This is a genomic window from Paenibacillus sp. MSJ-34, assembly GCF_018918005.1.
Lineage (GTDB): Bacteria > Bacillota > Bacilli > Paenibacillales > Paenibacillaceae > MSJ-34.
The window spans coordinates 37,508-64,192 of record NZ_JAHLPR010000012.1 but is presented as its reverse complement, the minus strand read 5'-3'; the positions used below and the strand labels follow the sequence as shown (position 1 = coordinate 64,192).

General features: G+C 53.9%; 16 protein-coding genes. 11 read left to right on the top strand and 5 right to left on the bottom strand.

Annotated features, from left to right (window positions below; all coding sequences use genetic code 11):
- The first annotated feature begins 21 nt into the window (after window positions 1-21).
- From KQI79_RS08235 to KQI79_RS08195, 9 genes are all read left to right on the top strand, one after another.
- A complete protein-coding gene (locus tag KQI79_RS08235; RefSeq protein ID WP_216537751.1) occupies window positions 22-4,962 on the top strand; it encodes an AAA family ATPase in 4,941 nt (1,646 codons plus the stop codon).
- Between the two features lie 70 nt (window positions 4,963-5,032).
- Window positions 5,033-6,841 carry an RNA polymerase sigma factor gene (locus KQI79_RS08230; RefSeq protein ID WP_253298018.1) on the top strand — a complete coding sequence of 603 codons (1,809 nt, stop codon included), beginning with the start codon at window positions 5,033-5,035 and terminating at the stop codon, window positions 6,839-6,841.
- A gap of 333 nt (window positions 6,842-7,174) precedes the next feature.
- On the top strand, window positions 7,175-8,929 hold the full coding sequence (locus tag KQI79_RS08225) for an ABC transporter ATP-binding protein (RefSeq protein WP_253298017.1): 1,755 nt from the start codon (window positions 7,175-7,177) through the stop codon (window positions 8,927-8,929).
- Window positions 8,930-8,952: 23 nt separating this feature from the next.
- Window positions 8,953-9,627 (top strand): response regulator transcription factor, encoded by a 675-nt coding sequence (locus tag KQI79_RS08220; RefSeq protein WP_216537749.1) that lies wholly within the window; start codon window positions 8,953-8,955, stop codon window positions 9,625-9,627.
- Window positions 9,624-10,655, top strand: coding sequence for a sensor histidine kinase (locus KQI79_RS08215; RefSeq protein WP_216537748.1), 1,032 nt, complete (start codon window positions 9,624-9,626; stop codon window positions 10,653-10,655). Before KQI79_RS08220 ends, KQI79_RS08215 begins: the two co-directional genes overlap by 4 nt.
- A gap of 109 nt (window positions 10,656-10,764) precedes the next feature.
- Window positions 10,765-11,382 (top strand): C40 family peptidase, encoded by a 618-nt coding sequence (locus tag KQI79_RS08210; protein ID WP_230190964.1) that lies wholly within the window; start codon window positions 10,765-10,767, stop codon window positions 11,380-11,382.
- A gap of 178 nt (window positions 11,383-11,560) precedes the next feature.
- A complete protein-coding gene (hrpB, locus tag KQI79_RS08205) occupies window positions 11,561-14,083 on the top strand; it encodes an ATP-dependent helicase HrpB (RefSeq protein ID WP_216537747.1) in 2,523 nt (840 codons plus the stop codon).
- 789 nt (window positions 14,084-14,872) lie between these two features.
- Window positions 14,873-16,408 carry a glycine betaine uptake BCCT transporter gene (locus KQI79_RS08200; protein WP_216537799.1) on the top strand — a complete coding sequence of 512 codons (1,536 nt, stop codon included), beginning with the start codon at window positions 14,873-14,875 and terminating at the stop codon, window positions 16,406-16,408.
- 798 nt (window positions 16,409-17,206) lie between these two features.
- Window positions 17,207-18,421 carry an MGDG synthase family glycosyltransferase gene (locus KQI79_RS08195; RefSeq protein WP_216537746.1) on the top strand — a complete coding sequence of 405 codons (1,215 nt, stop codon included), beginning with the start codon at window positions 17,207-17,209 and terminating at the stop codon, window positions 18,419-18,421.
- Between the two features lie 61 nt (window positions 18,422-18,482).
- Here KQI79_RS08195 and KQI79_RS08190 read toward each other — a convergent pair whose 3' ends face one another.
- Window positions 18,483-19,466: a YpdA family putative bacillithiol disulfide reductase gene (locus KQI79_RS08190; protein ID WP_216537745.1), complete on the bottom strand. Its 984-nt coding sequence runs from the start codon at window positions 19,464-19,466 to the stop codon at window positions 18,483-18,485.
- Between the two features lie 16 nt (window positions 19,467-19,482).
- Window positions 19,483-20,823, bottom strand: a complete 1,341-nt coding sequence (locus KQI79_RS08185; protein WP_216537744.1) for a TrkH family potassium uptake protein — start codon at window positions 20,821-20,823, stop codon at window positions 19,483-19,485.
- A 483-nt stretch (window positions 20,824-21,306) separates the two neighbouring features.
- Between KQI79_RS08185 and KQI79_RS08180 the strand changes: the two genes are divergently transcribed.
- A complete protein-coding gene (locus KQI79_RS08180; protein WP_216537743.1) occupies window positions 21,307-22,635 on the top strand; it encodes an FAD-dependent oxidoreductase in 1,329 nt (442 codons plus the stop codon).
- An 85-nt stretch (window positions 22,636-22,720) separates the two neighbouring features.
- Here the strand turns inward: KQI79_RS08180 and KQI79_RS08175 are convergent, their stop codons facing one another.
- The 3 genes from KQI79_RS08175 to KQI79_RS08165 all read right to left on the bottom strand — a co-directional run bounded on the left by KQI79_RS08175 (window position 22,721) and on the right by KQI79_RS08165 (window position 25,336).
- Complete coding sequence (locus KQI79_RS08175; protein ID WP_216537742.1) at window positions 22,721-23,665, bottom strand: alpha/beta hydrolase; 945 nt, start codon at window positions 23,663-23,665, stop codon at window positions 22,721-22,723.
- Between the two features lie 86 nt (window positions 23,666-23,751).
- A complete protein-coding gene (locus KQI79_RS08170; RefSeq protein ID WP_216537741.1) occupies window positions 23,752-24,585 on the bottom strand; it encodes a patatin-like phospholipase family protein in 834 nt (277 codons plus the stop codon).
- A gap of 127 nt (window positions 24,586-24,712) precedes the next feature.
- Window positions 24,713-25,336, bottom strand: a complete 624-nt coding sequence (locus KQI79_RS08165) for a DUF3298 and DUF4163 domain-containing protein (RefSeq protein ID WP_216537740.1) — start codon at window positions 25,334-25,336, stop codon at window positions 24,713-24,715.
- Between the two features lie 279 nt (window positions 25,337-25,615).
- On the opposite strand from KQI79_RS08165, the gene KQI79_RS08160 reads away from it, so the two are divergent.
- Complete coding sequence (locus KQI79_RS08160) at window positions 25,616-26,533, top strand: EamA family transporter (protein WP_216537739.1); 918 nt, start codon at window positions 25,616-25,618, stop codon at window positions 26,531-26,533.
- Window positions 26,534-26,685 lie beyond the last annotated feature (152 nt).

The following is a 26,685-nucleotide window of genomic DNA, read 5'->3' as shown; positions in this document are numbered from 1 at the left end:
TTGGAAAAGGATCTTGAATGAATGAACGTACAAGGTTATGAAATCTACCACATTTTATATGAGGATGCAACGACAGTCATTGGTCGGGCGTACCGCACCAAAGACCGGTTTCCCGTCTTGTTGAAACTGGGGAACATCGGGGCGCATATGCCTATCGACGAGGATGCGGCGCGGTACGCGGGAGACGAAGCAGCGGCGCGCAAACGGAAAATAAGCGGCTTCGTTGCGCCTTTTGCCGTGGAAAGAAGCGAGACTTCCTATATGCTCGTTTACGAGGATGCAGGAGGAGAGCCGCTGCGATCCATATTGCGGGAAGGGCGGCTGTCTATGGAACGGTTTCTGCGCATCGCCGTTCGTTTGGCCGATATCGTCGGCCAGCTTCATCAAGAGCATATGCTTCATGGCGACATAACGCCGGAAAATATAATCGTCGATACAGGGACGTGGACGCCGAGACTCGTCGATTTCGGCGGGACCGTCCATATGGCGGAAAGGACGCCGGGCGCTCGCTCTTGGCAGGGAACGATGCAATATATGTCCCCGGAGATGACCGGCCGCTTGGGCCGTCAAGCGGATGAACGGGCGGACCTGTATTCATTGGGCGTCACTTTGTACGAAGCGATCACGGGACGGCTTCCGTTCGACGCTTCCGCCCCGATCGAATGGGTCCATGCGCATCTTGCCAAAACGCCCGTTCCGTTAGACGACATCGTCCCCGGCGTTCCGGGAGCCGTTTCCGGAATCGTGATGAAGCTGCTCTCCAAAAACCCGGAAGACCGTTATCAGAGCGCATTCGGATTGCAAGCGGATTTGGAGCGCTGCTTGGAACGATGGAACGAAGAAGGAGCAATCGGGGATTTTACGTTGGGTGAGGCCGACAGGAGCGGCGTCTTCCGAATCCCGGCCGATCTGTACGGACGCGAGCGGGAAATGGCATTTATCCGGGACAAATACAGGTGGACTTGCCTCGGATCGACGGAAATTATTATCTTATCGGGCCCGGCCGGAATCGGCAAGACGGCGCTGGTTCAGCAAATACGGCAGCTGGTTGCCGGCGGGAAAGGCTGCTTCGCTGCGGGGAAATTCGAGCAATTCGATCGCGACGTTCCTTACGCGCCGCTAATCGCGGCCTTTCGCGATTTGGTCCGGCGCATCTTAAGCGAAGACGAGCAAGCAGTCGCCTTATGGAAGAAGCGGCTAAGCGGCGCGCTCGGAACGAATGCCGCGTGGGTTGTCGACCTCATCCCGGAGATTAAATTGCTGACCGGCGACGTTCCTCCGCCCGAGACGTTGACGTCCGCGGAATCGCAGCATCGGTTCCAGCTCGCTTTTCGCAGCTTGCTTCAAGCGTTCGCCCGCAAAGACAGCCCGCTTATCTTGTTTTTGGACGATTTGCAATGGGCCGATGCGGCTTCCCTCTCGATGCTGCAATCCTTTGTCAAAGATCCCGGAAGCGAGTGCTTGCTGCTCATCGGCGCTTTCCGCGACGATTCGTCCAATGACAGTCAAGCGCTTGCGCCGATCCTGGACCAATGGCAGCAATACGGCGTCGGCGTTCACGAACTTGCCTTGACGCCATTGACCGCGGAAAACTTGAACCGGATCGTAGCCGACACGCTTCAATCCGATCCCGACCTCACTCTATCGCTTACCCGAATTCTTTTTCGAAAAACGGCGGGGAATCCGTTCTTTTTCAAGCAATTGTTCAAATCCGCATACAACGAAGGCATGCTAACATACAGCAAAAAACGAAAACGTTGGGAATGGGAGGAAGAGCGGATCCAATCCAAGGAAGCGGCCGACGACTTGCTCCAATATATGATTGCGAAAGTGAACGCATTGCCCGCCCGCGCCGTGACGACGCTGGCGCTCGCGGCATGTCTTGGCAGCAAATTCGATCCGGAACTGCTGGCAGAGGTAGAACGGCTGCCGTTCGAGCGGCTCGCAGCCGAGTTGCGGATCGCCGTTCGGGAAGGGCTGATCGTTCCGACGGAAGAGGAGGCGAATTCCGCTTATCGTCCCGAGCGTCCGTCAGATGCCGGCCCGGCCGCCGCGATACAACGATCCGGTCCGGGGGAACAGGGCGTCAGTCGAGTCTGGTATTCATTTCTGCACGACCGTATTCAACAAGCGGCGTATTCGCTGCTCGACGAAGAACGGCGCAGCGTCTTCCATTGGGAAGTCGGCCGCAGGCTGCTGGAACGGGGGGACGCTTCCTCCGATCCGGCTCTCCTGTTCGACCAGGCGAAGCATCTCAACTTAGGCGCTTCGCACATGAAGGATGATTGCGACAGGCTGCGACTTATGGAATTGAATCTCGCTGCGGGCCGCAAAGCGAAATCGTCGTCGGCCTACGACGCGGCCGTTGAATGGTTCCGCGCCGGGACCGAACGGGTGCGGGAAAAGGACTGGGCCGAACGGTTTGAGATCTGTTTCGCGCTTTATCTGGAACAGATGGAATGCGAATATTTATGCGGCGAATTTGGCCGGGCCGAGTATTTAGGAGAACAGTTGAACCGGCGTTCGCGCAATCCGCTGGACCGGGGCGCCATCTGCAAGGTGATCGCCACGCAACGCGTCAACCTCGGCCAATATGCGGAAGCGATATCCGCGGGGCTGCAAACGCTCAAGGAATTCGGCATTGTCGTCTCGCCCAAGCCGGCAAGATATGCGGTCGTCAAAGAAATGACGCTTGCAAGAATGCAGCTTGGCAAACGAATCGAGCGGCTGGCCGATTTGCCCGCGATGGAGAACGAGCATGTCAAGATGGCGATGGACATTATGTTCACGTTGGCCGCGCCGACGTTCTTTTCCAATAAAGAAGTATTTACCGTCATGATGTCCCGATCGGTTCGCTTATCGTTGGAGTACGGTTTATGCGCCGCCTCGTCCGCCGCATTCGCGGCATTCGGGCTGATGAACAGCTTTGGGCTGGGCGATTACAAGACCGGATACCGCTTGGGGGAAGCCGGCTTGGCATTGGCGGACAACGGGCGGATCGCTTCCATCCGCAGCAAAACGTACGTTATTTTCGGCTTGCTGACGCAATGGCTTGCTCATGTGAGCGAAGGGGAGGCGTATTTGGAGAAAGCGTTGCAATTCGGGCTTGAATCGGGCGATTACGTTTTCGCCAGCTACGCGATGGGTGCGCATGTCAATTCGCTGTATACGACGCAGAAATTAGAAGACTTGAACCGGAAAATTACGCATTATCTGCAAATTCTCGAAGAGACGAAAGATGAATTCGTTATCGATAACTTTCATTTGTTTCAACAATGGATTATGGCGTTGCAAGGGAAAACGGAACATTCGTTATCCTTCGATACGGCCGATTTTCGCGAATCGGAGTTTCTGAACCGGATGAAAGGCAAGCAATTCGCAGCCACCACGCTGTTCCAATACTATACATATCGGGTGCAGCTTCATTATTTATACGGAGATTATGCGAAAGCGCGGGAATTTGCGGAAGCCGCGAGGCCTTATTCGGCTTACGCGACGCATTTGCCGCATGTGGCGGAATGTTGTTACTATGAGGCGCTGGCCGTTGCGGCGCAATATGACGACGCCGGAACCTCCGACCGGAAAAGGATGATGCGGCGCTTAAAGCGAAACTGCAAGCAAATGCGCAAATGGGCCGAATTCGCCCCGGACAATCATATGCATCGATTGCGTTTGGCGGAGGCGGAAATGGCCCGGATTGCGGGCGACAGCCGTATGGCGATGCAATTGTATGAGCAGGCGATCCAAGCGGCGACGGCAAACGAATATGTCCCGGCCATCGCGGTCGCCTTGGAGAGAGCGGCTTGCTTCTACCGGGATGCCGGCGCGGAGCGAAGCGCCGCCATGTACGCTTCCGGCGCTTACGATGCCTATATGGCATGGGGGGCGAGCGTGAAGGCGAACCGATTGATCGGACAGTTCCCGGGCATAGGGCTCTTCGATGTTCCCGGAAATGCCGGGAAGTTCGGTCCGTCCGTCCCGCTGGCGGCAACCCCGGCAGATCATGAAGCGGCCGCGGGAAAAGCGCCGCCCGTCGCGGCTTCCGCTGTTGGAACGTCGCCGGTCGCAAGCTCAGTCGTCTATCGTCCGTCTCGCCCCGCGCTTCCGGAAGGCGAAACATTGGATTTGGCAACGATTGTGAAAGCTTCGCAGAGCGTGTCCGAAGCGATGGACCTGAGCGAGCTGCTGCATCGTTTCATGGCGTTGATCGTCGAGAACGCGGGCGCCCAACGGGGGTATCTGGTCGTCGAAAACGGCGGACGGCTGGAAATCTCGGCGGCTTTGGACGTGAAGGAACAGTGCGGAACAGTCGCCGGGGACGTTTCCTTGGAAACGAACGGCGGGATTTCCGAAGCGATCGTACGCTACGTGTTCCGGACAGGCGAAGAGATTGTCCTTGCAAATGCCGTGCAAGAAGAAATGTTCGCGCATGAGGAAGCGATACTTCGTCACGCCACGCGTTCGATTCTATGCGTACCGGTTCCCGTACAAGGCGAGATTGGCGGCATTCTCTATTTGGCCAACGACGATATGGCAGGCGCATTTGCAGCCGCGCGCCGGGGAGTGCCGCATATGCTTGCCGTCCAAGCCGTTTACGTGACAAAACTGCTGCGGTCTTTCGGCGAGACGAGCATTGCCGTCGAATCGGCGAATCGGCCCGAAACATTAAACACAGCGTACACGGAACAGCGGGAACGGACGGACGGGGCGGAACGGGAGCCTTCAAGCCAAGAGCAAGCCCCGGCGATGACGGATCCGCTGACCGAGCGCGAACTCGACGTGCTAAACTTAATGGCCGCGGGATTATCGAATCAGGAGATTGCGGATCGGCTTGTCATCGCCGTCGGTACGGTCAAATATCATGTCAAAAATATTTTCGCCAAACTTCATGTCAAACGACGGACGATGGCGGTAGCCGAGGCGAAGAAATACAATTTGATTCAAGGAGAAACGCGGGATTAGCCTTTTTGTCAGAAAATCGATCCTTTCGCAGTCTATATAACAGGTCGATGCATTGCGGGGTGTGAAATCATTGGATGACAAATTGAGACAGAGGCTGGACTCATTGGCGGACAAAGAACGGGAAATAAGGGTGCGGGAGGCGTCCGCTCCGGAAGACTTGTCCGAAGCGGACGACGGATATCTGGTGCGGCAAGCCCAGAGCGGAAACCGCCAAGCCTTCGGAGAGTTGGTGCGGCGTCATCGAAGCCGGATTTACGGTTACGCGCAGACGATCACGCATGAGCCCTTCATGGCGGAAGATATTGTGCAGGATGCGCTAACGAAAGCATTTCTGCATTTGGGGAGGCTGTCTTCGATCGATCGATTCCTGCCTTGGCTGCACCGGATCGTCCGCAATCAGGCGTACACGAAGCTGAGGAGCGGAGCGGCCGCGAAAGAGCGGGCGTTTACCGCGCTGCGGCTGCCGGCGTCCGAGGAGCCGGCCCGGGAAGAGGGTTGGCGGGATATGGATTTCGTTCTGCGCCGGTTGTCCCGCTCCCTTGCCGAGCGCAAGGCGCAGGAGACCGATCCCGAAGCGAGGCTGATGCGAAGCGAATTGGTGGAGACGATCATAGGAATGCTGCGTTGTCTGAACAAGCGGGAGAGACGCATATTCGAGGCACATTTCTTCGAACAGCTGTCGCCGCAGGAAATATCGAAGCTGTTCCAGCTTTCGTCCGCCAATGTGTATCAATTGATTTCCCGTTCTAGGAAAAAAGTCGTTCAGGAGAACATCCGGATTGTCGTTGACCAATACGTTCAGAATAGAAAGGAATTCGGTCAAATGAAAAAAACAATTCTACCGAAACACCGGACGCTCGCTGAAATGCAATCATGGCTTACGGCGCCGGAAGCGCTGTACGCCGCCGTCCAATATACGGATCGGGCTTGCTCGCTTCCGCTCGCGATGGGCTTGACGGGGCAAGCGTTCCGGATCGGCATTTTCCAGGACGATGTGCATATCGCGGGTCCGACGGCGTTCGATTTTGCCGGGCTGCTTACCTCGGGGCTGCGCAACCTCGGATTTGATTCGCGCTATGTATCCGGAATGAAGCCCACGATCGGACAAAACTCCAATCTTGCCGATCCGGCGGAAATGTCGGAGCAAGCGAGGGAACGCAGAAAGCTTCCCGACGCGTTGCCCGAGGCGCTGGAGCTCATTCATCGCTCCATTGACCGGGGCTATCCGGTCGTGGCTTGGGATTTGTTTATCCCCGAGTTCGGCGTGATCTACGGTTACGACGACGAGCAGCGCCGCCTGTTGGCCGTCGAATGCGCGCGGGAAGACGTTCTTCCTTACGAACATTTGGGACGCGGCATGTTGGAAGATCTGTTCGTGATCGCGATTGAAGGTCCGGTCGAGATCGACAAGCGGACCGCTCTCCGCAATGCTTTGCAAACGATTATGCGGCATTATGACGGCGAGGAGGAGCGGATCGACCGCTGCGTCACCGGTTTGGCCGCCTATGAGACGTGGCGGGAAGCCTGCCGCGGCGGACGAATCGAACCGAACGGCAATTCGTACAATATTAGCGTATTGCGGGATGCCCGCCGGTATGCGGCGGCGTTTCTGGAGGAAGCGAGCGCGGAATGGCTGGAGGGCGAAGCGGGCATGGACCGCATTCGCGAAGCAAGCCGCGAAGCGGCCGCGCTGTACCGCGAGATGAGCGTACCGCTCGACGAACTGCAGCGCATGTTCCCGTTCCCCGAAGGCGGCCGGCCGAACGATCCGGCGCAGGCGGAGCGCGCTGCACATTTGCTCCAATCGGTCGAATCGCTCGAACGGCAAGCGGTCGCTTTGCTCCGGCATATGTACGCCGAGCTCGACGGATCGTCTTAATCTCTCTCTAACAACATAACTCTCACCACTGCCGGGACGCTCTTAATGGGGCGTCCTTGTATTTTTCCCCGGGTTAGTTCATATTGAATTCATAATTGTATCGTATAGTCTTCCCATAGAGGAAGTTCAAAAAGTCCCCTTTTGATCACGAAGCATGTCTGAGAGCGGATTCGACATCGAATCTTGCGTTCACCCTCGAAGTCCGGTGCTCATGTAGGTTTTGCCTACACTCCGCTCCTCCTTCTTCGGGTTCTCGCAACCTTCTCGGTGCTGAAAAGTTTGCTTTTTGAACTTGTATCATAAAGAAAGATTCAGATGAGGAGTGGGAACCATATGAGCAAAGAAAAAACGCCGGGCGGTTGGCGCCCTTTTATCGATTTGATCAGACAAACGAATCCGTCCAAGCTCATGCTCGGCATCGCGATTTGCATGAGCGTGGCGGCAACGGTGGTCAGTTTGACGATCCCGCTGTTTACGAAAAATTTCGTCGACAGTTTCTCGCTCGCTTCCATCAGCGGGAGCCAAATCGCCATATTGGCCGTCGTCTTTGTCGCGCAAGCGATCACCGGAGGCGTGTCGGTATATTTGTTAAACCATGTCGGCCAGAAAGTCGTTGCCGGGCTCAGGGACCGGTTGTGGAGCAAGCTGCTCGTTCTGCCGGTTCCCTATTACGACGAGCATCAGACGGGTGAAACGATCAGCCGGATGACGAACGATACGGGCGTCGTCAAAGGGCTGATTACCGAGCATGTAACGGGTTTTTTCACCGGGATCATATCCGTGATCGGGTCGATTGCGATTTTGCTCGTGCTTGATTGGCGAATGACGCTGTTAATGCTCGTTGCCGTTCCGCTTGTCGCCGCCGTTCTCGTGCCGCTCGGGCGGCAAATGTTCAAGATTTCCAAAGGGCTGCAGGACGAGACGGCCCGATTCACGGTGATTTTGAATCAGGTGCTGTCGGAGATCCGCTTGGTCAAGTCCTCCAACGCCGAGCCGCTAGAGTATGAGAACGGGAAGAAGGGCATCGTGAATTTGTTCCAATTCGGGCTGAAGGAGGGAAAAGTGCAGGCGTTGATCTCGCCGTTAATGTCTTTCGTACTTATGGTGGTGCTTGTTGTCATTATCGGGTACGGCGGAGTGCGGGTTTCATCAGGCGCCTTGACGGCCGGCGACTTGGTTGCTTTCATCCTGTACCTTTTTCAAATCGTCATGCCGCTTGGCCAAATTACCGCTTTTTTCACTCAGCTTCAGAAGGCGAAAGGGGCTACCGAACGCATTATCGCGACGCTGGACGCGGATGAGGAAGACTTTGCCGCCGGACGGGAACTGCAAGACGCCAGCCGGCCGATATCGGTGGAACATGTTTCCTTCGCGTATCCGACAGGGGAAGAAGTGTTGAAGGATGTCAGCTTCTCGGTGCAGCCCGGCGAGGTTACCGCCATTGTCGGGCCGAGCGGCGGCGGGAAAACGACGCTGTTCTCGCTGCTCGAACGATATTACCGGCCGCAAAGCGGGGAGATCAAGCTCGGAGACGAACCGATCGATCGTTATACCCTCCGGTCTTGGCGCAGCCGTATCGGTTACGTTTCGCAAGAAAGCCCGCTGATTGCCGGAACGATCCGCGACAATATTTGTTACGGATTGGGCCGGGACGTTAGCGATGTGGAATTGAGACGCGCCGCTCAAATGGCGTACGCCGATCAATTCATCCAAGAATTCCCCGATGGATACGACACGGAAGTCGGGGAACGGGGCATGAAGCTGTCGGGCGGCCAACGGCAAAGAATCGGTATTGCGCGGGCGTTGTTGCGGGATCCGGAAATCCTTATGCTGGACGAGGCTACTTCCAGCCTGGACAGCAAATCGGAAATCGTCGTGCAGCAAGCGTTGCAAAATTTGATGAAAGGCCGCACGACGCTCGTTATCGCCCATCGCTTGTCGACCGTGGTGGAGGCGGATCAAATCTTATTTGTGGAAAAAGGACGCATTACCGGCAGCGGAACGCATGACGAATTGCTGCAATCCCATGCCATGTACCGCGAATTTGCCGTGCAGCAGCTTCGCATTAAAGAAATGGGGGTAACGTAAGCGAAAGGAAGGTGGGCAAGGCGATGATCAAAATATTGATTGTAGACGACGATCCGCATATCCGGGAACTGGTCGGCTTGTTTTTGCGCAACGAAGGATTTGACGTCTACGAAGCTTCCGACGGGTTGGAGGCGCTCGAACTATTGGAGTCGGTGAAAGCCGATATGATCATACTCGATGTCATGATGCCGAATATGGACGGTTGGAAGCTTTGCGCGGAATTGAGAAAATCGTATGATCTCCCCGTGCTCATGTTGACGGCGAAAGGCCAGACGACGGATAAGGTGAAAGGGTTCGAGCTCGGCACGGACGACTATCTCGTCAAGCCGTTCGAACCGGTCGAACTGGTCGTTCGAGTCAAGGCGTTGCTGAAACGGTACCGGATCGCGGTATCCCAGACGGTGCAGATCGGCGAGCTGACGCTGAACCGCAAGACGTTTGAAGTATCGGTCGGCGATCAAAGCATGACATTGCCCTTGAAAGAATTCGAACTGCTGTTTATGCTTGCCAGCTATTCGGGCAAGACGCTGTCGCGGGAGCAATTGATCGAACAAATATGGGGGTACGATTACGAAGGCGACGAGCGGACGGTCGACGTTCATATTAAACGGCTTCGCGAGCGCTTTCCCGAAGAAGAGCATTCCTTCCGCATCGCTACCGTGCGCGGCCTGGGATACCGGCTGGAGACGCAGGCATGAAGCGTTTTGTTAAGCGCCTTTTCGGTATTTTGGTGTTTCTTGCCGGTACGGGCGCCTGTTCGGCGCTCGCCTATTACTTGACCGCTTTGCTCTATTTCGGCATCGATAAAGAACCGCATGATCTGATCAAATATTTGATCAATTTTTTCCTGAGCTTTCTGCTCATATTCGGCTGTTTCTATATCATTGGAAAATTGGCGCGCGCCAAGCATGTCGATCAGTTCAAATTGCTCATTGATGCGATCAAAAAGATCGCCAAAGGCGATTTTAACGTCGATCTGAAGGAGGTCTCCAAAGACAAGGGACCTTGGACGGTGCTGGCCGACAGCATCAGCGATATGGCCGTTGAATTGAACCAAATGGAACAGATGAGGCAAGAATTCATTTCGAACGTATCCCATGAAATTCAGTCTCCGCTCACCTCGATCAGCGGCTTTACGAAAGTGCTGCGGCAGGAGCATCTCACACATGAGGAACGCATGCATTACCTTGGCATTATCGAGACGGAAAGCGTGAGGCTGTCCCGGCTCAGCGAAAATTTGCTCAAGCTGACCTCGCTGGAATCCGAACATCCTCCGTTCGACCCGAAGCCTTACCGCCTGGACAGGCAGTTGCGCGATATCGTATTGGCGTGCGAGCCGCAATGGTTGGAGAAGGGGATTGAGATGGAGATCGATTTGCAGGAAGCGAGCATCGTCGCCGACCGCGACTTAATGAGCCAAGTATGGATCAATTTGATTCACAACAGCATTAAATTTACGCCTAGCGGCGGTACGATCGCCATTGAAATGCTCCGCCAGGAAGATAAAACGCTTGTCCGCATTTCGGATACCGGGATCGGGATCGCGGAAGAGGACCAGTTGCATATGTTCGAGCGGTTCTACAAAGCCGATAAATCGCGCAATCGTTCGGAAGGGGGAAGCGGTCTAGGGCTGTCGATCGTCAAAAAGATCGTGGAAATGCATCGGGGCGATCTTTCCGTCCAAAGCGAGCTTGGCGCAGGCACGACCATTACCGTCTCCATATAAACAAGGGACAGGAAAACAGAAACAGGAAACTTTTTGCCGTTTTGGAAACAGAACGCTATATCATTCCCGTTACAAAATTGTCATAATGAGTTGGAAAGGGGATGGTATAGTGCGCAAATCCGTCATTTTGGCGACTAGTATCGCATGTATCGTATCTGCCGCTTTGATGATCGAATCTACCGGCAAAGCTTCCGCTCCTTCCTATGCTCCGGCCGAGGCGCAAACCGCGTCCGCGGCGGCACAGACTGTTGCGGCGGCTATGCCCGTCCCTGCCGTCGCGTCCGTTCAAACGGCGCAGGCGCAATGGGAGAAGACGGCGGATCGTATTATAGATATGGGCAAAACTTATTATGGCACACCGTATGTATTCGGAGCCGAGCGTTTTCAGGACAGCACGTTCGACTGCTCTTCTTTCGTACAATTTCTATACGATAAAGAAGGCATTTCCTTAGGATGGAATTCGCGAGAGCAAGCGGTGCAAGGAGAGACGATTCCGTTCGACCAAATGCGCAAAGGCGACTTGATGTATTTCTCCGATGAAGATTACCCGAACGAACAGGGGATCAATAAAGTGAGACATGTCGGAATCTATATGGGCGACGGCAAAATATTGCATACGTATGAGGAAGGAATCGGCGTCATCGTTAGCGATATTCACGGCGACAAGCTCGAAGGCGAATATTGGTACGAACATTTTCTATGGGCGAAACGGGTTATTCCCGAATGAATATAAAGAGTAGTTTGGTATAAAAATAGGGAACGGAAGTGTCATCCGATGATAGATGGCATTGCCGTTCCTTTTTCATTGGTCCGCGTTCCTTCCTCCTCTCGCGAGTTTGCTATAATAGATGGAAGGATAGACAGAGCCGTTTAGGAGGAACATATGTAATGGAGTTGATACGCCAATGGCCAGTTTGCCTATTGAATCGATATTGCCGGCGCTGAAGGAAAGTCTTCGCGCCCGCTCGAACGCAGTTGTTATTGCGTCTCCCGGCGCCGGGAAGACGACGCGAATTCCGCTCGCTCTTCTGGACGAACCGTGGCTGCAAGGCCGCCGGATCGTGATGCTGGAGCCCCGCCGTCTCGCCGCCCGTTCCGCCGCCCGTTATATGGCGCGTTCGTTAGGCGAGGATGTCGGGGAGACGGTAGGGTACCGCGTCCGAATGGACAGCCGCGTCGGGAAGTCGACACGCATCGAAGTGATCACCGAAGGCGTTCTTACCCGGCTGTTGCAGGCGGATCAAGCATTGGAAGAGGTGGGGATCGTCATCTTCGACGAATTCCATGAGCGCAGCCTGCATGCGGACTTGGGGCTGGCGCTATGCCTGCAATCGCAAGCCGTGCTGCGGGACGACTTGCGAATTCTGGTCATGTCGGCGACGTTGGAAGCGGAGCCCGTCTCCGCCTTATTGGGCGATGCGCCGGTATTGGTTAGCGAAGGCCGGAGCTTCCCGGTAGAGACGCGCTATTTGCCGCGGCGAGGCGAGGAGCGGATGGAGGATCGCGTTGCGCGAACGGTGCTGGACGCTCTCGCCGAACAGGAGGGCGATATACTGGCGTTCCTGCCGGGGGCGGGGGAAATTTGCAGAGTGGAATCGTGGCTTGCGGAGCGCATCCGCGATCCGCGCATCCGCATTTCGCCGCTCCACGGCAGCTTGCCGCAGGAAGCGCAAGACGCGGCGATCGCGCCTTGTCCGCCGGGCGAACGGAAAGTGGTGCTGGCGACGTCGATTGCCGAGACAAGCTTGACGGTCGAGGGGGTTCGCGTCGTGATCGACAGCGGACTCATGCGCGTGCCGCGCTTCTCTCCGCGCACCGGCATGACGCGGCTTGAGACCGTCAACGTGTCGCGGGCGTCGGCCGATCAGCGGCGCGGCCGCGCAGGCCGTTTGGGGCCGGGGGTATGCTACCGGCTATGGACCGAGCAAGAAGAGCGCCGGTTGGAGGCGCGCAGCACGCCGGAACTGCTCGCAGCCGATCTTGCGCCGCTGACGCTGGAGCTGGCCGCGTGGGGCGTATCCGATCCGGCGGAGCTTAGCTGGCTCGACCCGGTGCCGGAGGCGGCTTATGCGCAAGCGCGCGATTTGCTGCGGCAGTTGGGAGCGCTCGGACCGGAAGGAAACGTCACGCCGCACGGCAGACGCATGGCGGAATTGGGCTTGCATCCCCGCCTGGCGCATATGCTGCTGCGGGCGGAGACTTTGCGGCTCGGCGGGCTGGCTTGCGAATTGGCGGCTTTACTGAGCGAGCGGGATATGTTCCGCGGCGCCGGCGCGGCGCCGGACGCGGATATCCGGCTGCGGATCGAGGCTTTGCGCAGCCAATCGGCGGGGAAGGCGGATACATATAGCTCCGGCGCCGGCGCAGGGAGGGCTTACTCGATCGATTGGGCCGCTTCGCGGCGCATCCTGTCCGAGGCGAACCATTGGAAGCGAATGCTGGGAATCGCGCCGGATGCCGGGGGAAGCGCAGACGCTTGCGGTTTGCTGCTTGCCTTCGCCTACCCTGATCGCATCGCCAAGCGCAGGGAGAATGGCCGCTATTTGCTCAGCAACGGGCGCGGCGCGGCCTTCGCCGAGCTTCAGCCGCTCGCAAGCGCGCCGTACCTGGTAGCGGCGGAGCTCGACGATCAAGGGGCGGAAAGCCGCATTTATCTGGCGGCGCCCGTGGCGGAGGGCGAGCTGGAACGGCATTTCGGCGGCCATATAATGGAAAGTTCCATCATCGCATGGGACCGGGAAGCGCAGGCGGTACGCGCCCGAACGCGCAAACTTCTCGGCGCGCTGGTAATCAGGGAGGCCCCGCAGCCGGAACCGGATCCGGAAGGAACGTCGGCCGCCCTCATGCAAGGCATACGCGAGGAAGGATTGGCGATCCTTCCATGGACGCGGGCGGCGCGGCAGATGCAAGCGCGTCTGCGATTCATGCACAAGCACGAACCCGGCTGGCCGGATGCTTCCGACGAAGCGCTGGCCGCCACGCTGGAAGAGTGGTTAGCCCCGTACGCGGGCGGAATGAGGAGCCGCGGCGATCTCCAGCGATTGAATCTCGTCTCGGCGCTGGAGGCGGCGCTCTCATGGGACAAGCGCCGGGAACTGGACGATTGCGCTCCTACGCACATTACCGTTCCAAGCGGCTCGCGCATCCCGATCGATTACAGCGACCCGGACGGCCCGGTATTGGCCGTCCGTTTGCAAGAAATGTTCGGGCTGACGGAAACGCCGCGGCTCGCGCGGGGCAAAGTGCCGCTCATACTGCATCTGCTCTCGCCGGCGCAGCGGCCGGTGCAGGTGACGCGCGATCTGGCCGGATTTTGGAGCAAAACTTACTTTGATGTGCGCAAAGATTTGAAGGGGCGATATCCGAAGCATTATTGGCCGGACGACCCGCTAAGCGCGCCGCCGACGAACCGCGTTCGCCCGCGGTAATTTGACGGCAGCGATCGCGGTAACCGTAAGAAACTACGGTAACCGTAAGAAACTACGGTAACGGTGAAAACCTACCACATAGGATGGTGCCGAATTTCTAAATCGCTGTCGAAGTTCAAATTTGTAACGGATCTCAGAGAGCTTAATGTGGAAAATGACAGGCTATTCGGATTCTAACGGATGTGAGCGCACTTATTCCTTGTTTTTCTTGCGAGAAACAAGCAAAGGACCGCAATTAAGGTTTCTCAGTTCCGTTACATTTCAAAACGTCTCATTTTTGCGAAAATAGAGTCTCCTGCTTCACTAGCGTTGCACCGAATGTTTTACTGCGTTTCAAGCAGATGATTGCGATAGGGATGAACAAGGTTAACGGATTTTGGAGGCCTTATTTGATCCAATAACGCAATTTTGGCGGAGTTAGCGGATTTTGAGGGCTCTATTTTTGTCGAAACTTCACAAAACCAAGGATTCTCACCCGATCGCGACATGTTAACGGTTCGAAAATCCGTTAATCCCAATATTCGACTGGAATTCAAAAAATAAGACCTCGGAAATCCGTTATATTTCCATGGTACCGCGATCCCAGCCAGAAGATTTAATGCAACGTTTGCGCGGATTGTAGTAGATCGTTCGTCCGTGCTCCTGCTTCCGTTAACCGCGAAATTGGCGAGATGACCGCCGGAACGGTTTCTTCCAGCGGTTTTTTTTGTTGACTATAAACCGGGAAAAATGAAGAAGCTATAGGAAAGGAAGGCAAGTTTGAGAAATGCTGCACGGGAGTTGAACGATATGGTATTAGCCGTTTCGATCGTCGTTATATCGCTTTTTGTCATTTGGGGGTTGATCGCTCCCGCACATTTGGCTGCGTCGGCGGACCGGGCCTTATCTTTTTTGACGGTAAATTTCGGGTGGTTTTATTTGATTACGGCATTGATCGTGCTCGTGTTCTGCTTCTATTTGGCGTTCAGCAAATACGGGAAAATTCTCCTTGGCACGGATGACGACGAACCGGAGTACTCCAACTTGTCGTGGTTCTCCATGCTGTTTAGCGCGGGAATGGGGATCGGACTCGTATTTTGGGGCGTGTCGGAGCCGGTCAGCCACTATATGAATCCGCCGAGCGGAGAGGGCTTCACGGTGGAAGCGGCGCGGCAGGCGATGAGGTATTCCTTTTTTCATTGGGGCCTTCATCCTTGGGGCATTTACTCGCTCGTTTCGCTGGGACTTGCATATTTCACGTTCCGTAAAGGGTATAAAGGATTGATCAGTTGGACTTTCTATCCTTTGATCGGCGATCGGGTGAACGGCGCATTAGGCAAAGGGATTGACATTCTGGCTATTATCGCGACCGCATTCGGGGTGGCCACTTCGCTCGGCTTGGGCGTCATGCAAATCAACGGAGGGTTATCCTTCCTGTTCGGCCTGCCGAACAATATTACGGTACAATTAATCGTCATCGCCGTGTTGACGGCGCTGTTCATCACTTCCTCGGTAACCGGACTCGATAAAGGCATCCGGATTTTAAGCAATACCAATTTGGCGATCGCCGTTTGCCTGATGCTCTTCATTCTGTTTCTGGGACCGACCTCGTTTATTTTCGACACCTTTACCAGTACGCTCGGCCTGTATTTGCAAAATATTATTCAAATGAGCTTGCGCCTCACTCCTTTTACGCAAAGCTCGTGGACGGCCAGTTGGACGCTGTTCTACTGGGCATGGTGGATCGCTTGGTCCCCTTTCGTCGGATCGTTCATCGCCCGCGTGTCCCGGGGACGCACGATCAAGGAGTTTATATTGGGGACGCTGCTCGTCCCGAGCGGCTTCGGCTTTGTATGGTTTGCCGTCTTCGGTTCGACGGCGCTTCGCTTTGAAATGTTCGACCGCTATCCGATTGCGGAAACGGTCAAGCAAGATATGACGGCCGCTCTATTCGCCACCCTCGAATATTTGCCTCTCGGCACGATCTTGGCCGTGTTGGCGTTGGTGCTGATTATCGTTTTTTTCGTCACTTCCGCCGATTCGGCCACTTTCGTCCTTGGCATGATGTCGTCGGACGGCAATCCGGACCCTTCGATTAAGATTCGGGTTTCTTGGGGGATTATTCAAGCCTTGATTGCGGTTGTGCTGCTGCTGAGCGGCGGGCTCGAGGCGTTGCAGACCGCTTCCATCGTAACGGCGCTGCCCTTTGCCGTCATACTGCTGCTCATGACCTTCTCGATTGTCAAAGCGTTGCGGGAGGAGGAGCGGGAACACCGGCGAGCGGAACGGGCCAAGCGCAAGAAGCTCAATCTGCTGCTGGAGAAATTGCAGAACGAAGGCGGCTAGCTGCCGTCTTCGCGATCGTTTGGAGATACGCGCCCCTTATCGCATACTGACGGACATAGATCCCTTATTTCCTGATAAAGCCCCCTTTTGGGCATATTGGAGGACAGAGAATCCGTTATATGTGACAAATCGCCTGATTCAGGCCTGTTTCAGGGAAATAGAGGAACATGTGTCCGGCAATCGCAGCAAATGGCAAAATAAAGGAACGTAAGTCCGCCAATCTCCGAAAATACGCCCATTTGGCCAAAATAGCGAATCGTGTGTCCGTCCACCACTACAAATCAGGTCATTTACCCAACGAAACCGGCGACCGCCCTAGCGTCCACGATAATCAATCGCCGAATGTACCCTCAATTCATCCAACCAACCAAGAAATCTATTAGTTTCCCCCTTGTCCTACAAATAGTAAAAGGTTTATGATTAATCTTACAATATATTCCACGCTAATTTTGCGCGGGGCTGATTCTTTCTTCGCCGATGTTCATGAGAGCGGGCATGATCGCGGAAGGAGCTGCGGCAGTTTCTATCGTCAATTGAACTCTGCCCCAAGGAGAACTTTTTCCAATATAGCAACAAATCGCTTTATTCTTCGTCAAATTATTTGTATCATGTACTAATATCAGGTGCTAAACTTAAGGTGGAATGGTTCCTCGACCTTAGTCCAGTGAAAAAAACCTCTTCAAGTCGGTTTTGAAATAAAGTAAAACGTCCTACAATACTAATATAAAGACGAACAAGATCTGACCATAGATTCGGTATATATATAATTGGTTGATTGGAAAGAAAGGAGAGCGGCATATGAATATGTCGTTGCGGGGACAGAAAAAGAAAATACTCGTATTGTCCGGTCCGCTCGGTCATGGGCATATACAGACGGCAAAGTCGATTTTGGAAGCATCGCAATATTTGCGCGGAGAAGTGGAAGTGCATGTGATGGACTATATGGAACTGACTTCGCCGCATCTCTATCAGGTGGGAGCATTTTGTTACATGCAGTGCATCAAGACTTTCCCCGGCGTTTACGGTTACTTCTATCACAAAACGAGAAGGCAAAACGTCATCTCCAAAGCGATCAAGGCAGTGAGCGGCATGAGCCTGCGGGCTTTGGAGGATGCGGTATGGGAAGTCAATCCTTCGATCATCGTCAGCACGTTTCCGCCGGCCGCGGCCGCGGTATCGAAGCTGAAAGCGAGCGGCAGCATCGATTGTCCGACCGTTACGGTCATTACTGACCATACGGATCATAGTTATTGGCTGAACCCGTATACGGACCGCTATCTGGTCAGTTCCGCCAAGGTCGCGCAAGCGCTGATGGCGCAAGGCGTCGGGAAGAGCCGGATCGAAGTGACGGGAATTCCGGTTAGACCGATCTTTTACAAGAAATACGATAAAATCGAACTGCGGAAAAAACACGGGCTGGACGTATCCAAGCTGACGGTATTGGTGATGGGCGGCGGCTGGGGCATGATTCATCCTTCCTTCGTACGCTTCCTGCAGCAGGAACAATGGAAAGATCGGGTCCAATTCGTCATCGTGTGCGGGCAAAACGAGAAATTGAGAGAAAAGCTGGAACGGATTGCCGAACAGTCGGAAGTGACGACGATCGTTCACGGATATGTGGAGCAAATTCACGAATGGATGGCATGCGCGGATTTAATGATTACGAAGCCCGGCGGCATTTCCACGACGGAGGCGACGATTCAACAGCTGCCTTTGCTGCTCTATAAAGCGCTCCCCGGTCAAGAAGAAGATAATGTTCACTACTTGGTCGAATCCGGGGTGGCCATCTATGCGCCGTCGGAAGATGAATTGAAAGAGAAGTTTACTTACTTGCTGAGCCATCCGGAGGTGCTCTCCGGGATGAAGAAAAGGGCGGAGGCGACGGAATTTCAACATTCCCCGTACAGCGCTTTGTCTGCCATATTGAATGTTTCCAATCAGACGGCGTCGATGGAGACAACGCGGAAAAGCTGGAAATCATGGTATCGAAGCAAAGCGAGAGAGAGCGTATAAATCAATGAACCGTAATCGTACTCCGATTGAGAGTTACGATTACGGTTCTTTTTCATCCCGATTATACGGATTCATTGCGAGCCATAATGTGGGCGGCGATCGTCTTGCCGTGCATTCGGCCCGATTCGATAAATATTTCGTTCGCATTGCGGCCCGATGTAATGACACCGGCGACGTACAAGCCCGGTACGTTCGTTTCCATCGTGTCCGGATTGAACAGCGGCTTCTCGCGGTCGTCGGCCAATTCGACTCCGGTTTCGATCAGCATTTTCCGGTCGGGGCGGAAACCGGTCAGCGCGAGGACGAAATCGTTGGCGATTGCCGTTTCTTGCCCGTCTGCGGATGCGGCCCAAACCGTATCTTCCTCGATCCGCGTCACGGTCGATTCGAACAGCATGCGGATAAGCCCTTTCTGAATCATGCTCTCGAAGATCGGCCGCACCCACGGTTTGATGCTTGGCGACAATTCCGCGCCGCGGTAAACGACGGTCACTTCGGCTCCGACGCGCAGCAGTTCCAGTGCCGCGTCCACCGCCGAATTATTGCCCCCGATAATCGTTACCTTCGAGCCGGCGTACGGATGCGCCTCGCGGAAATAATGCGTCGTTTTGCTTAGATCTTCGCCGGGAATCCCGAGCATATTCGGATGATCGAAATAACCGGTAGCGATCACGACATATCGGGCTTTATAGCGAGATTCTTTTCCGCTGCGGTGTTTCGTTTCCAGGTCAAATCCTTCTTCCGACTTGCGGAGCGACACGACTTCCTCGTAGGTGCGAATACGAAGATTGTAATGCTCCGCCGCTCTGCGGTAATAGACGAGTGCTTCATGGCGATACGGCTTCTCGTTCGGGGTCGCGAACGGCAGCTCGCCGATTTCGAGCAGCTCCGGCGTACTGAAGAATTGCAAATGCGTCGGATAGGAATAAATCGAATGAACGATACAGTTTTTTTCAATAATGAGCGGAGACAGGCCGATACGCTGCAGTTCGATGGCTGCCGACAAGCCGCACGGTCCCGCGCCGATGATAATTGCTTGTTCCATGGAAATCCCCCCAATGTCAACCGATTATGATTTTGCCTTCCGGATGGCGGTACAATTCCTTCTCTTTCTTCGGGCCTAGCGCATAGGCCAACGTAAGCGGCCCGAGCCGTCCGACGAACATGGCGACGCATAGCACGATTTTGGCGAATGCCGACAGTTCGGGCGTAAGCCCCATCGACAAGCCGACCGTTCCAACGGCCGAGGCCGTCTCGAACAGAATCATCAGGAAATAACGGTCCTCCGTCATCGATAATAGCATCGCGACCGCCACCACCATGAAAAGCGCGAATAAAATAATGGTCAACGCTTTGATAATTAAATCTTTCGCGATGCGGTTCCGGAACAGAACGACATCATCCCTTCCGCGCAGCATGGAGACGACGCCGGCTACCAGCAGCGCAAACGTCGTAATTTTAATGCCGCCTCCGGTCGAACCGGGCGCAGCGCCGATAAACATAAGGATGATCATAAAAAATTGCGTGCCTTGATGCAGATCCCCGATATTGACCGTACTCGTTCCGGAGGAGCGGGTCGAAACCGACTGGAAGAAAGACGCCAATATTTTACCGGGCAAATCCATCGTCCCGATCGTCTTGGCGTTCGCATATTCGAATGCGAAGAAAACGAGCGTTCCGACGCAGATTAATATTCCCGTCATCGATAATACGACTTTGGATTGCAAAGACAATTTCTTCCTTCTGGGCCATTCGTAAAGATCAGCCAATACGATAAACCCGAGTCCGCCCGAAACGACTAATGTCATTGCGATAATATGGAAATAAGGGTCTGCGGCATATTTTTGAAAGCTTGTGAACTCGCCGAACAGATCGAACCCCCCGTTGTTGAACAAGGAAACGGCGTGAAAGATGCCGTAATAAACCGCTTTGCCGGGCGGCATATCGAACGCCCACCGAATCGAGAACAATACCGCGGCAATCGACTCAATCGTTAGCGCGAATATAATGACTCTGCGGATGAGGCGGACGATCCCCTCCATGCTGGTCGCTCGCATCGATTCCTGCAAAATGAGCCGTTCCCGCAGCGATATCCTCTTCTTCAACACCAACGCGAACAAGGTGGCCATTGTCATGAAGCCGAGCCCGCCGATTTGCACCAGGATCATAATGACGATTTGTCCGAATATGGAAAATGTGCTCCAAGTATCTACAACGACGAGCCCTGTCACGCAAGTGGCCGACGTAGAAGTGAATAGAGCGTCTATAAAGCTGAGCGGCTGGTCCCCCCTTGTCGAGATCGGCAGCATAAGCAGGAAGGCTCCGATCGTAATAATAGCGGCAAAGCCGAGGACTAAAATTTGGGGCGGGGATAACCGCAGCTCTTTACGATTCGTTCTCAATGGAAAATACACCTCTTCGCGTCAAGAAAAAAAGCACTGGAAAACCCAATGCGCATTTGGTTCGAGCATGTATCAAATTATAAGCTTTATTGGCAAAGGACACAAATCCTCATTTCTCCTCTTTTCTCAAAGAATATACCAAATTTGCGGATTATGATCAACTTCGCGGCGACTGCGCCTTTTTTCTCCGTTAGGGTAGTTTTTCCAGCTTAATAGAGTATTGCGATCCGAACGGAAATGGATTATAATGTGATCAACGATAACGGTCATTGTCAACGACATAAGTCACTTGAATAATGATTTTTTATTCGCCGTAATAGTGAATTATTTCACAACCAATAGGAATCGTTTCTTCCGGTACGTCGGACCGTTCTCACAGGCTTGGTATGCGGGTCGTTGGATGTCGGATATCGGAAGTCGAAAGGGAAACAATTATTTTCACTTTATAAAGTGAAAAAAATCACAAACTAAGGAGTGTTTCAGATGAAAGTAGCGGTTATCGGTTGTACGCATGCAGGGACGGCGGCGATTGTCAATACGGCCAAACTTTATCCGGAGGCGGAAATTACCGTATACGAGCGGAACGACAACATTTCGTTTTTATCCTGCGGGATCGCCTTGTACGTGGGCGGAGTGGTGAAGGACGCGCAAGGCTTATTCTATTCCTCGCCCGATCAACTGGCCGAGCTTGGCGTCAAGACCAAGATGCGCCACGAGGTCGTTTCCGTCGATACGGCGAGCAAGACGCTTCGCGCGCGGAATTTGCAGACCGGCGAAGAGTTCGGCGATACGTTCGACAAGCTGATCGTGACGACCGGATCGTGGCCTATCGTTCCGAATATGGAAGGCATCGATTTGGGCGGCATTATGCTATGCAAAAATTACAATCATTCCAACGCCATCGTCGAGAAAGCGCAAGACGCGCGGCGCATTATCGTAATCGGGGCCGGGTATATCGGAATCGAGCTGGTGGAGGCGTTCCAAACGAACGGCAAGGAAGTGACGCTCATCGATACATGCGACCGCGTGTTAGCCAAATATTTGGATGCGGAGTTTACCGACCGGGTGGAGGCAACGCTCGCGGAACGTTCGATTCGGCTCGCATTGGGCGAGACGGTTACGAAATTCGAGGGCACACGCGGCAAAGTAACCAAAGTAGTTACCGATAAAGGCGAATATGCGGCAGATTTGGTTATTCTATGCATCGGATTTCGCCCGAATACCGAATTGTTGCGCGGTCAAGTGGAATTGCTGGACAACGGCGCGATCGTCGTCGACGAATATATGCGCACCAGCAACCCCGACGTCTTCGCGGCCGGAGACAACTGCGCGGTTATGTACAATCCGACCGGGAATCATATGTACATTCCGCTTGCAACCAACGCGGTGCGGATGGGTACGCTTGCGGCTCATAATTTAATGAGGCCTGTCCTGCGCTATATGGGAACTCAGGGTACGTCGGGCATTAAAATTTACGAGCAAAACATCGCTTCGACAGGTTTGACCGAGCATGCGGCTATTGGCATTGGCATGAATGTGAAATCTGTCACAATAATGGATCACGATCGTCCGGAGTTTATGCCTACCTTCGAGCCTGTGACGCTGAAAGTCGTGTTCGAAGAGGAAACCCGGCGCATTGTGGGAGCGCAATTGATGTCGAAGGCGGATTTGACGCAATCGGTCAATACCCTTTCGGTTTGCATTCAAAACCGGATGACGATCGACGAGCTCGCTTTTGTCGATTTCTTCTTCCAACCGCATTTCAACAAGCCGTGGAACATTCTGAATACGGCGGGACTGCAAGCCATTTAAATAAGCCGCTGCCATAAGAAAACAAACGCCGCTTCCGCAGATTGGAATGCCGATCTAGCCGCAGCGGCGTTATTGTCATGCATTGTTACGATGACGACGAATATTCCAACCGCTGATTCAGCCATTGGATAATGTCGCCCGTCACCTCGTCGCGAATCGTTTCGTTCAGCAGTTCGTGCCGTGCGCCGGGATACAGCTTCGATTGAACTTCCGTCAATTGCAAATCCCGATACATCGCAAGCAACTGCATAATGCCTTTGCCGTGATGACCGACCGGATCGTCTTCGCCGGAAATGACGAAAATCGGCAAATCCCTGGGAATCCGGCTCATTAGGTCCGGGCGATGAATTTCTTGCAAGAGCCTGAAAAAATCGTAATAAAAGCCGATCGTGCATACCATGCCGCATTCGGGGTCGGCGATATAACGGTCGACCTCCGCCTCGTCTCTGCTCAGCCAATCGAGCGGGGTTCGGCTCGGCTTGAATTTGCGGTTGAAGCTGCCGAAAGCCATTGAATCGATCCATCGGCTGCGATGCCGGTCGCCGCGGACCCGCGTCAGCAAGCCTGCGGCCCAAATGCCGAAGGAAAGCTCGATGCCCCGTTTCCCGTCGCTGCCGGATAGAATGATGCCGTCGATGCTGTCCGGATATGTATACATATATTTCTGTCCCAGAAAAGAGCCCATGCTATGAGTGAACAAGAAGAGAGGCAAACCCGGGTGCTCCCGGCGAATATGCTCGTTAAGCTGGGCCATATTTTTGACCATCCATTCGAATCCGTCCTTGCCGACATAACCCAATTCGTCCGGATGGCCTGCCGTTTTGCCGTGTCCGCGATGGTCGTTGGCGTACACGATATATCCTTCTTGCGTCAAAGCCTGGGCAAAGCGCTTATAGCGGCAGGCTTTTTCCGTCATGCCATGCGCAATTTGCACGATGCCCTTCGGCGGCGTTCCGTTGTCGGGAAGCCAACGATACACGTGAATGTTAACCTGCTGCGGGTCTGTCATGATGAATTGTCCTTCTTGCATCGCATTCCCCTCCTTGCGCCATACCTGTTTTCTCCATTATATGACGAAGGCGAATCGATGGAAAGATGCGCGAAGCGACGCGGCTTCTATTGGGACAATACGTTTTTGATCTCGTCCAGCTTTTCTTTAGCATGCCGGTAGCCTGCCGTAATACATTGCTGCACTTTGCGGAAATCGAACGAGCTGACCGGGCCGACCATCGGAAACAATGTTAGATCGGCATACGAATGTTCTTGCTGCATTTGATATTGCAAATTCAAGTTGATCGCATAATTAAAGATCGATAAGGCGGAAGTTAGCGGGTTTTTCTGCTTGACGAACGGGGTAACCGGATCGACGGAGATGACCCGCTCGGCTCCCATTGCGCGCACGACTTGAACGGGACAGTTCATCGTAACGCCTCCGTCGACCAGTACGTAGTCTTTCCATCGCATCGGTTGAAAAAGAACGGGAATGGAAATGCTTGCGCGCACCGCTTCGGCGATGCTGATCTCCGATTCCGTCGTATATCCGTCAATCGGTTGTTTCGCGAAAATAATCGGCCGGCCGCTGCTCAGATCGGTTGCGATAATGCCGCAAGGAATTTTCATCTCGGACAAAAAAGAACTTTCCGTCAGTTCCGCCACCAAATCGAATAATCTTTTACCCTTCAGCCATCCGTCGAGATAAGGCCGGTACAGCACAAGCTTCAGAAAAATCGATCTCCAATCAATGTCCAAATAACGCCTGTTCAACCGCGGGACAACCGCGAGCAGCTTATCGGTCGCCATTCCGTACGCATATAAGGCGGCTACAACGGAGCCGGAACTCGTCCCCGCGACATGAGTTATCTTGATGTCCGCTTCTTCCAAAGCTTGAATGACTCCGAGCGCGGTTGTTCCGGGTACGCCTCCGCCTGCCAAAGCCAATCCGGTTCGCATGGAATCACCTCCGAGGATGGGTTCGTTTGCCGCAATCGGGCGTAATCGCCCGGATGATGTTATTTTTATAAACGGATTATGTTTTTATCCTCGTTGCGTTATGGTAATTCATGAGCGGTAACGGCAACTATAGCGGGATAGAAGACAGCATTTTGCCAAGCGGACCTTCTTCGTTTACGATCGGCTCAATGGAATACACCGAAATCGGAAAATACGGAAAACCGTATACATAAGGCAACAATTCATACAATTGAAAATAAATGACCAGCGATTTATCGGCGATATAGAAATCTTGATCGGGTCGAATGGAGGCGAAAGGTTCCAGCGTCGGCAATTTGCGTGCTTGAATCTGCACGGCCACGATGTCGGAGAGAATCTTGACGTAATCGGCTCCCGGTTTAAATAAATCCTGCAAGCGATAGAGCCGACCTGTATTCGTGTCGAAGGTCAGGGACCGATTAATCGTGTTTCCGTGAGCTCCTCCGGAATAGGCATAGTTATACAGGGATAAGCTTAGAACGCCTCGCTCATTCGTCTTGATTTCATACGTGCCGGTTATTTCGGTCAACGGATTTTGCGGATATCCTTGCTGCCGATTCAATTCATGCACCGTTCTCGCGATTTCCGCATTTATCTTTTGTTGCGCGGCCGGATTGCGCAAGCCGGAGACGGCCGGATACAGAACGTCCAGTTTCGGCCGTTTCAACCGGTATGTGACGATCGTCGCCGGCAATGTTTGATTTTCGTTCATCGGATCACCGCCCACTGTTTTGTTGCTTTAGCCTATTCAAACGAATGTCGGTTGTTGCCTTGTACCGAAGTGGGGAATTTTTAGCGATTGACAGTTTTTTGCGTTGTATACTATGATAAAGAAAGTGTAAATGGATATCGTTGTTGTACATCAAACTCCATTCCCGTTTACGGGAAGGAGTGGCGGAACTTTACAAAGCCGAATTAACGTATTGCTTTGGTTTCATTCGCCCCTTGTCTTCGGACAAGGGGTTTTTCATATGTTAGGGGGTCTTTAGAGATGAAAATGTTGAAGTACTCATTGCTTGTTTTCTTGGTCGCCTGCAGTTACGGAACGCTCTCGACGATAATGAAGGTAGGATTCGCCGACGGATTTACCGTGAACGAATTGCTTGGAGGCCAATTTTTCTTCGGCTTATTGATGCTGTTGATTCTCGTTCTGCTGTTTTCCCGGCGCAAAGTGAAGGCGCGCCAAGCGTTGCTGTTAATGGCGACAGGGTTAAGCCTCAGCACGACATCGGTATTTTACGGCGTGGCGGTGGAAGAGCTTCCGGCATCGATCGCGGTCGTGTTGCTGTTTCAATTTACTTGGATCGGCATCATCCTGGAGGCGATCGCCGATCGCAAGTTCCCGGGGATGACGAAACTGCTGTCCGTTGCCGTGCTGCTGGCGGGTACCGTATTCGCCAGCGGAATTCTCGAACCGGGCGGCGGAACGTTAACCGCCAAGGGTACCGTATTCGGCTTGCTGGCCGCCGTTTCCTTCGCCTTTTATATTTTTGCAAGCGGCAGAGTCGGCACGGATGTGCCTGTTTTGTCCAAAAGCCTGTTCATGGTGTCAGGAGCGATCGTCATGATTATAATCGTATTCTCGCCATCGTTCCTAACGAACGGCGCGATCGCGAACGGCTTATGGAAATACGCCATTCCGCTCGCACTGCTGGGCATTATTATCCCGGTCATCTTCTTCGCGATCGGTGTGCCCAAAGTCGGCTCAGGCCTAGGCACGATTCTCGGCGCGGCAGAGCTTCCGGCGGCAGCCGTTGCCGCTTCGCTCGTATTGAGAGAGGAAGTTACCGCCCTGCGCTGGATCGGAATCGCGATCATTATCGTGGGCATCGCACTGCCGCAATATTATGCTTTACGCAAGCCGAAGCGGCCGAAACCGTCCGCTCCGCAGATGACTCAGGCGGGATGATGAGCCAAAAAATAACGGATTTCGAAGGTTTTTTCGATCCGTTATTTTTTCGCCCTTTGTGGAAATCCCCTTCACTCAGAGCGATTTGCCTTTTGTCAAAATCCCTATCGCTCAGAACGATTTACCTTCTGTCAAAATCCCTATCGCTCAGA

Excerpts from the sequence above, each read along its gene's own strand:
- KQI79_RS08235 (WP_216537751.1), top strand. The coding sequence starts at position 22 with ATGAACGTACAAGGTTATGAAATCTACCACATTTTATATGAGGATGCA.
- KQI79_RS08225 (WP_253298017.1), top strand. The coding sequence starts at position 7,175 with ATGAGCAAAGAAAAAACGCCGGGCGGTTGGCGCCCTTTTATCGATTTG.
- KQI79_RS08220 (WP_216537749.1), top strand. The coding sequence starts at position 8,953 with ATGATCAAAATATTGATTGTAGACGACGATCCGCATATCCGGGAACTG.
- KQI79_RS08215 (WP_216537748.1), top strand. The coding sequence starts at position 9,624 with ATGAAGCGTTTTGTTAAGCGCCTTTTCGGTATTTTGGTGTTTCTTGCC.
- hrpB (WP_216537747.1), top strand. The coding sequence starts at position 11,561 with ATGGCCAGTTTGCCTATTGAATCGATATTGCCGGCGCTGAAGGAAAGT.
- KQI79_RS08200 (WP_216537799.1), top strand. The coding sequence starts at position 14,873 with ATGGTATTAGCCGTTTCGATCGTCGTTATATCGCTTTTTGTCATTTGG.
- KQI79_RS08195 (WP_216537746.1), top strand. The coding sequence starts at position 17,207 with ATGAATATGTCGTTGCGGGGACAGAAAAAGAAAATACTCGTATTGTCC.
- KQI79_RS08190 (WP_216537745.1), bottom strand. The coding sequence starts at position 19,466 with ATGGAACAAGCAATTATCATCGGCGCGGGACCGTGCGGCTTGTCGGCA.
- KQI79_RS08180 (WP_216537743.1), top strand. The coding sequence starts at position 21,307 with ATGAAAGTAGCGGTTATCGGTTGTACGCATGCAGGGACGGCGGCGATT.
- KQI79_RS08175 (WP_216537742.1), bottom strand. The coding sequence starts at position 23,665 with ATGCAAGAAGGACAATTCATCATGACAGACCCGCAGCAGGTTAACATT.
- KQI79_RS08170 (WP_216537741.1), bottom strand. The coding sequence starts at position 24,585 with ATGCGAACCGGATTGGCTTTGGCAGGCGGAGGCGTACCCGGAACAACC.
- KQI79_RS08165 (WP_216537740.1), bottom strand. The coding sequence starts at position 25,336 with ATGAACGAAAATCAAACATTGCCGGCGACGATCGTCACATACCGGTTG.
- KQI79_RS08160 (WP_216537739.1), top strand. The coding sequence starts at position 25,616 with ATGAAAATGTTGAAGTACTCATTGCTTGTTTTCTTGGTCGCCTGCAGT.